At 63.0% G+C, this 7111-nt stretch carries 8 protein-coding genes; 6 read left to right on the forward strand and 2 right to left on the reverse strand.

Translation table 11 applies throughout. From position 1 onward, the window contains the following. A partial coding sequence (locus AWC17_RS04590; protein ID WP_208618360.1) for an EAL domain-containing protein occupies positions 1-805 on the forward strand: 805 nt, incomplete at its 5' end. 4 nt (positions 806-809) lie between these two features. Here the strand turns inward: AWC17_RS04590 and AWC17_RS04595 are convergent. Then, on the reverse strand, positions 810-1286 hold the full coding sequence (locus AWC17_RS04595) for an SRPBCC family protein (protein WP_046183303.1): 477 nt from the start codon (positions 1284-1286) through the stop codon (positions 810-812). Beyond that, positions 1283-1990 (reverse strand): DUF899 domain-containing protein, encoded by a 708-nt coding sequence (locus AWC17_RS04600; protein WP_046183304.1) that lies wholly within the window; start codon positions 1988-1990, stop codon positions 1283-1285. The genes AWC17_RS04595 and AWC17_RS04600 overlap by 4 nt, the downstream gene beginning before the upstream one ends. 175 nt (positions 1991-2165) lie before the next feature. Here AWC17_RS04600 and AWC17_RS04605 point away from each other — a divergent pair, with 175 nt between their 5' ends. The 5 genes from AWC17_RS04605 (at position 2166) to AWC17_RS04625 (ending at position 7059) form a co-directional block, all read left to right on the forward strand. After that, positions 2166-2486 carry a hypothetical protein gene (locus tag AWC17_RS04605; RefSeq protein ID WP_046183305.1) on the forward strand — a complete coding sequence of 107 codons (321 nt, stop codon included), beginning with the start codon at positions 2166-2168 and terminating at the stop codon, positions 2484-2486. Positions 2487-2875: 389 nt separating this feature from the next. Beyond that, positions 2876-3106: a DUF167 domain-containing protein gene (locus AWC17_RS04610; protein ID WP_046183306.1), complete on the forward strand. Its 231-nt coding sequence runs from the start codon at positions 2876-2878 to the stop codon at positions 3104-3106. A gap of 124 nt (positions 3107-3230) precedes the next feature. After that, positions 3231-4040: a PPOX class F420-dependent oxidoreductase gene (locus AWC17_RS04615; protein ID WP_046183307.1), complete on the forward strand. Its 810-nt coding sequence runs from the start codon at positions 3231-3233 to the stop codon at positions 4038-4040. 163 nt (positions 4041-4203) lie between these two features. Beyond that, positions 4204-5994 carry a hypothetical protein gene (locus tag AWC17_RS04620; protein ID WP_046183308.1) on the forward strand — a complete coding sequence of 597 codons (1791 nt, stop codon included), beginning with the start codon at positions 4204-4206 and terminating at the stop codon, positions 5992-5994. Positions 5995-6558: 564 nt separating this feature from the next. After that, complete coding sequence (locus AWC17_RS04625) at positions 6559-7059, forward strand: methyltransferase family protein (RefSeq protein ID WP_231588475.1); 501 nt, start codon at positions 6559-6561, stop codon at positions 7057-7059. Positions 7060-7111 lie beyond the last annotated feature (52 nt).

The raw sequence follows: 7111 nt of genomic DNA on the forward strand, positions 1-7111 counted from the left end.
GCTCCTTCCATCAGACTTGCCGGTCTTCGAGGGAACCTACGTCCGGATTCTTTTACACCGCGGCAGGGACACGACCCTGACGCTGCTATACCAGCCAAAATTCAGCATGTTGACCGGCTCCGTGAGCGGAGTAGAAGCACTCGTCCGATGGCAGCACCCGCGATTTGGAGAGCTGGGGCCCGACCAATTCTTACCACTAGTCCGCGAACACGGGCTGATACATGCGCTCACCGATCTGGTGCTGTCGCGGGCCGTCGCCGACGCTGCCGCGTGGTACGCGGCAGGCGCCGCGATCCCCGTCGCGATCAACCTGGGGGCGCCCTCCCTCGACAAGGATGCGCTGCCCGATCACATCATGTCCGTGCTCGACTCATACGGGATGCCGCCCAGTTCCCTCACGATTGAGATCACCGAGGATTTGGTGGTGGCGGATTTTGCGAAGGCCCGCACAGTGCTCAATCGTCTCCGTGAGAACGGGATCCGGGTCGCGATTGACGACTTCGGCAGCGGCTATGCCACCCTGACCTATCTGCGCGAGCTACCGGCCGATGAAGTCAAACTCGGCCGTGAATTCATCGCACCGATCGTGCACGACGACCGCGCCGCGACCATTGCACGCTCGGTCATCGAGTTGGCATCTGCGTTCGGCATCGCCACCGTCGCGGAAGGCGTCGAAGACCCCGCAACGGCCCAGCGGCTCAAGGACTACGGTTGCGACGCCGTACAAGGAAACTTCTTCTGCCACCCGTTACCCGCTTCCGAGGTCCCGAGAATCCCTACGAACTCGACGCTCGCAGCGCCTTGACTGATCAGCTCGCGACCGACCGCTCTAGCGTGGCTAGCGACGCGGCGAGGTAGTCCTCACCGAAGATGGGCATCTCGCCAACGCGGTCCCGGAAAGTCTGCGGCGTGCCGCTCCAGTCGTAAGTGAGGGTGACGTCGGTGCGGTCACCGTTCGGTTCGAGGTCGTAACGCCAGAACCAACCGCCGGGAGCGTGGTTGCCCACTTCGTCGAGCACGCCCGGCATCCACCCGATGGCACGGTCCTTTTCGAAGACGTTGACCAGGTTGTGCGTGACGTAGTCGCCACCGGCCCGCGTGAGATACATGTTCATCGTGAACATCTGTCCCGCGCCGGTGATCGGCGCAGTGTCCACCGCGTCGCGGACCCAGTCGGTGGGCTCGGTGTTCTGGTGGCGGGACGGGTCGGCGAGGACGGCGAAAATCTCGGCCGGGGTCGCGGCGATGGTGCGGGTGACGACGTAACGTTCGGCGGCGGCGCTCATGCGTTGTCCTCACTTGTCTGGGGCCCGTAGGCGGCTGCGATATCGGGGGAGTCGAGCCATCCCGAGTATGTGGGCCGCGAGGGCCAACCTTCAGGCGAATCGAGCCATTCCTCTTGGCGGCCCCAGGGCAGGAGGTCGATCAGCGCAAACGTGTGACTGAGCTGCTCGGTGCCGCGCCCGTTGGTATGCCACGTGCGGTACACGATGTCGCCGTCGCGTAGGAACACGTTGACCCCGAAACCGCCGCCGGGCGGTGCGTCCATGTCGGCCGCGAACGGACTCTGCGATGACGAATACCAGTCCATGCGGTTGCCGACCTTGCGCTTGTAGGCGAGCGCTTCCTCGATCGGCCCGTTGGTGACGATGACGAACCGGGCGTCGTAGTTGTCCAGGAACTCCAGTCGGGTGAATTGCGACGTAAAGCCCGTGCACCCGCCGCACTGCCACTCCGCGCCGTCGGACCACATGTGGTGGTAGACGATCAGCTGCGAGCGGCCGTCGAACACGTCGACCAGGCGGATGGGCCCGTCAGCGCCGACCAGGGTGTAGTCGGCCAACTCGACCATCGGCAGACGGCGGCGCTGGGCGGCGATCGCGTCCAGTTCGCGGGTGGCGGCCTTCTCACGCTTGCGCAGTTCGTCGAGCGCGGCGCGCCAGGTCTGCAGATCGACGATTGGCGGCAGGGCCGTGTTCCGGGGCGACATAGGATCCACCTTTGCTCTCAATTTGGTCTTCTGGAAGTACTGACTGGTGGAGTCTCCGGAATTCATCGGAGGGCACCCAAGACCGCGGCACCGAACTGGTCATTGGCAGCGGTTCAGCCTTGACGTCTGCGCCCGCGCTCGGTTCGATGATGTATACGCCGGTAGGGGAGGCCCAATGAAGACGTTCGTTCGCAATGTGGTGTCCGTCGTGATGGTCGCGATGGCGTCAATGGCAGCCGTGACGATTGCAACGCCGGCGGTGAGCAAGGCCGACTGCGCCGTCGGCGAGTGGTGGGATCCGACGGGCAAGGTCTGCCGACCGCTTGGTGTCGGGCCACAACCCTTGGCATGCGACCCGGGTCAGTGGTGGGACCCGACGGCCAATGTGTGCCGGCCGCTCGGTGTCGGGCCGCAACCGCTCGCGTGCGACAACGGCTGGTGGTGGGATCCAGGCGCCAACGAATGCCGTCCGCCGGTGGTACCGCCGGCCGGCTAATGCGGCCGCGTGCTTTCCAAAGATCTGCTTAGTAGACGCTCGCGTTCATTCGCTATGCATAGTATCGTCATAGGAAATAGTAGACGTAAAAGTCTACAATCTACCGGCGAACGAGGCACCATGTATACCGCACCATCGCCCTTTGACGAGCCCACGACGCCGATCGATGTCCAAACTTTGCGGGCATGGTGGGCGCGCCAACGTCCGAAAACGCAAGCGGTCGAGCGACCCAAACCAGAGCGGGGCGCGTTCATCCGTCGGCGTTAGGAGGCGCCACCGGGATGGGGCAGGGGAGCGCATGCCCCGTCACCAAGTGCGTTGTGCAGTGCCGCCGACTAGTGATCCGAGAGCAGGTTTGCACACTGGTCCGGCCGGTAGCCTTACGCGGCATGAACGACTTCGTCGTCGTCAGGGTCAAGCCCGGCAGTCGCAAGGGACCCCTCGTCGAGGTTGACCCAAACGGTGAGCTGACAATCTACGTTCGGGAGCCAGCGGTTGACGGCAAGGCCAACGACGCCGTCACCCGGCTACTGGCAGCCCACCTTCAATTGCCAAGAAGCCGAGTCGAATTGATATCCGGCACGACATCACGGCTCAAACGTTTCCGCGTGAGCCGTTGAGCGTTGCGTGGCGCGGTGTAAGTCAGGTAGCCCGGTCGCGCCGTCGCTCGTCACGTCACATACCGATGTCCTAATCCGTCTAGCGAGGAGGGAGAGAAGCAACCATCCACGGAAGGACGGCACGATGAATCGCTTGAGTAAGCCGGCGCAGATATACCTGATAACGGTGACAGCGGCCGTGGGGACGGTCACCGCGGCGATCGGGATCTGGTGCCTAGTCGATCCGAATTCCTTCGCCGATGCCGTCGGATTTGGCGCGCACCGGCACTTTTTGCATGACGTGGGTGCGTTCCAACTGGGTCTGGGCGTCACCCTGCTACTTGCACTGATCTGGGCGGACGCGTTGGCCACGGCACTCGCCGGATTCGTCGTGGCGAACACCGTGCACACGGTGAACCACGTTGTCGACCTCGACGTGGGTGGCTCGGCCGCGCAAGCGTGGGTGCTCGGTGCGGTGTCAGCGGCACTAGTGCTGGCGTTCGTGCTGCGGTTACGTCAGCTCGGCAATGTTCTGGGCACCGTTGGCACAGCTACCAATCCGACGTTGGCGCCATTCGTGCGGCAGAAAACGATCAGGCTCACCACCTTTCGCAAGGACGGCACTCCAGGATCCAGCCCGGTCAGCATCGTGGTGGAAGGGGACCGCGCCTACTTTCGAAGTTTCGAACGAGCGGTCAAAGTGCGCCGGATTCGGCGTAACCCAAGCGTCGAGTTTGGCCCTTCCACGGCATCGGGAAAGCCGACCGGACCCGCGCTACCTGGCCGCGTGCGTCTGCTCGAGGGGGCTGAATATCAGAAGGCGGCACGTCTGCTGCGGCAGAAATACCCTTTCCTGCATGGCGTGCTGGTGCCGTCGGCGCACCGGCTCATGCGGTCCAAGTTTGGCCGCACGATCCACGCGGAGTTGACTCCGTTGTCGGAATCTTGGAGCTAGCCGGTAACCGCCTGTCAGCCCGACCACCGGTCAAAGCGAATTCCTGGGTTCGCCCAAGCATTGACCGTATGGCCGATACCCAAATGCAGTACCCAAATGAGTTTTGGGCGACCGTGCACTAACAAATGCCCGCCCGCATGTCTCGTGGGTTTACGATGTCGCCGTGGCCGATGTGACGGTGGCAATATTTACGTTCACCAGGAACGAAGCGACCGCCGTAACGGAATTGCTGGCCCGTCTTTACATCGACCTACCGGTGTTCGGAACAACGGTATGGACGCCGACAACGCAGGGGGAAGGGGCTCTGGAGGGCCGCCTGTCTGACGGCCGGACCGCCAGGCTGGAGCACCATCCACTGAGCGCCCAAGGGAATGTCGTTGCAGCGGCCGCCCTCAGCAGGTCGACACGGGAGAACCGGGCCGACTACTACGTCTTCTACGGCTGCTGCGGAACAGTCGACCCGAACCTGGTTGGTCAGGTGTTTCGGGCCGAAAGGGTGTCGTACCTGTCATTGGGTGTGGTGGTCGCCTCGCCCGACGGCGAGGTCGTCAAGCTGAAGAACAAATGGATCGTCCGCACGCACCCTAACGAGCAAGCCCCACTTGACGCGATTGAGTTCCGGGCCGGGTCAGCGGGCGCTCCGGGTTCTGTGTCGGGGCTGGACCTTCCCGACGCCCACGTTCTCGCAACCGACAAGGTCATCAAGGTCTCGCCAGGTATCGCACCAATGCCAATAGAGACGCTGTCCAGCGGTCCCGTCTATGCCAGCGAGGACTGGACGTATTCTCTGGCGCTTGCGCTGTACTCCGGAATGGGGACTCATCCTGTACTCGTCGATATGGAGTCCTTCGGTATCGCTTCCGCGATGCGCTCGCTGGGCCTGTGCGAGCGCGTGCTTGTCCTGCGCGTTGTAACAGATGCCTTGAGCGATAAAGCGGATCAACGCGATGAGGATCAACTCGACTTCCTCAGAGCGGGTTTGCCGGACCTGGCTGCTGCGATATCGACTCTATTGGGAATCCTGATCACGCCGGAGCGGAAACCGCGGACGCTCGAGGACGAGGTGCATAGGTTACGCGCCGGCATTGTCATGGCCGCACCTTCGACGCATAACCCAGAGGAATCCGAGATGGTTCGTGTCGTGTCGGCCGCGTCCCTCGCCTGGGACGGTCAGCTGGACCGGGTCGATCGCTTTTCCCGTCCGCTCCTGCCATCGGGCACTCTGACCGGAGAGCGAGCCAACCCGGGGATGACGGCTCGGCTTTTCTTAGCGCAGGTGGCTTCCGACTATCGACGCGTGGCGTCCGTCGAACTGGACCTCCGCGCGGTCGAAGCACAGCGCACGTCAGGCACGGGCGTGGCGGCCCTGGAGCGCGCCGGCGTGGTGAGCCGACCCGTGGCGCCGCTAGTTGTCGGGCAATACCTTGCGTCCCAGGAACGTGCCGCGGATGCGGACTTGGAGAGTGTGTTGCAGCCATGGATGGTGTCTGCAGACGATGCCGATCTCGAATCGCAATGCGCCGCGGCATTCGGCGAGGTGCTCGGCCCCTTGGTTCGGGTCGCCTTGAACCAGGCTCATGACCACACGTCGATGGTGCTGCCTGACTGGTCTAGCGGCGTGGGAGATCTGTGGTGCAAAGAGTTCCTGGTAGCAGGGGCTGAGATTCTCAAAGATCTGAGTTTGCTCAGCTCGTCAGAAATCCAAGGGGGAGTGACCATCTCGTCTGGAGACGGTCCCACCGATGCTCCGGAAACCATAAACAAAGTTGTTGCACTCGCAGAAGCTTTCCGCCCTGTGGAGGACGTCAGAGTCAGTGGCCCTGGCAACCAACCGAAGATCGACCTTGTCCTGTCGGGCGACAGGCTCGGACCAGACGAGCTCAATCTGTTCCTGCGTAGCGTGCAGGACCTACCCGCAGATGTAATGATCCTGCCGAACGGTCCGGATGACTAGTCGCCGTTGCTGATTCGCAAGGCGAGGTAGGCTCGTCAACCTTTGGGTCCCGCCTTTTCGGGCTTGTCGTACCAGGTGCTACGACGGGGCCCCTCTGGGCGGTGCCTGATCCAATTTGGGTGTGCAGCGGGATCGGGCAGGACAGTACCAGGGGTGGGTTTGCCTGTTTCACGAAGTGCCGCTTCGGTTTTCGGTACGGCGCAGCTTTACCCCGCTGCTACCCCGAGGGGCGGTTCCACACTGGCCGTTGGAACACATCCGCTCGCTGTTACGGCGGTAAATGTGAGGATCGCCGCAGCGACGACCTTCGTGACTAGACGTGACATGACGACTCCGCTCATCCGGCCCCCTGTCAGGACTATAGGTCGAGTGGGCGTTTTTTTCAATCACTGTTGAAATGTCGAAGGTTTGCAGGCATAGTTCTATGCGGACAGGTCGATCGGTCCCACACAGGAGCGCTCAAGTGAACAAGTTCGGCGGCTCTATCGTTGCTGTCTGAGCGCCTGAGAGAAGTCAGCCGCAAACGCGTCCATCGTGGCGAAAATGAACGAGAAGGGGAATCACTTGACGTCTAAGCTTCCGCCGGTCAAGGTCGCGCGAGCCGTTGAGCAGGCCCGCCACCACCTGTCGCGGCTGCACCAACGCACAGCTCCGCCTGCGGCGGTGATGATGGAATTAATCCTGAACGCGTGGGTCGCTCAGGCGATCGCGACCGCAGCGGATCTTGGCGTCGCGGACGCCCTGGCAGATGGCCCTCTGTCCGGCGAGCAGCTGGCAGACCGGGTCGGCGCCGATGCCGACGCTCTGAGGCGCCTCATGCGCGCGTTGATCGGCATCGGGATATTCCGCCAGCGCAGCGACGGGCGTTACGCACTCACCCCGCTCGCGGACGCGCTGCGCACCGGCGCGGCCGTGTCAATGGCCGGCATGGCCCGGTGGGTCGGGTCGCCTCAGCATCGCGAGCACTGGAGCCACCTGACCGACGCGATCCGGACCGGGAATCCCGTGCTCCCAGCGCTTCGCGGCAAACCGGCCTTCGAGGGTCGTGTCCCTGCCGCGGTGTAAAAGAATCCGGACGTAGGTTCCCTCGAAGACCGGCAAGTCTGATGGAAGGAGC

It is taken from the genome of Mycobacterium nebraskense (assembly GCF_002102255.1).
Lineage (GTDB): Bacteria > Actinomycetota > Actinomycetes > Mycobacteriales > Mycobacteriaceae > Mycobacterium > Mycobacterium nebraskense.

Excerpts from the sequence above, each read along its gene's own strand:
- AWC17_RS04610 (WP_046183306.1), top strand. The coding sequence starts at position 2,876 with ATGAACGACTTCGTCGTCGTCAGGGTCAAGCCCGGCAGTCGCAAGGGA.
- AWC17_RS04600 (WP_046183304.1), bottom strand. The coding sequence starts at position 1,990 with ATGTCGCCCCGGAACACGGCCCTGCCGCCAATCGTCGATCTGCAGACC.
- AWC17_RS04605 (WP_046183305.1), top strand. The coding sequence starts at position 2,166 with ATGAAGACGTTCGTTCGCAATGTGGTGTCCGTCGTGATGGTCGCGATG.
- AWC17_RS04615 (WP_046183307.1), top strand. The coding sequence starts at position 3,231 with ATGAATCGCTTGAGTAAGCCGGCGCAGATATACCTGATAACGGTGACA.
- AWC17_RS04595 (WP_046183303.1), bottom strand. The coding sequence starts at position 1,286 with ATGAGCGCCGCCGCCGAACGTTACGTCGTCACCCGCACCATCGCCGCG.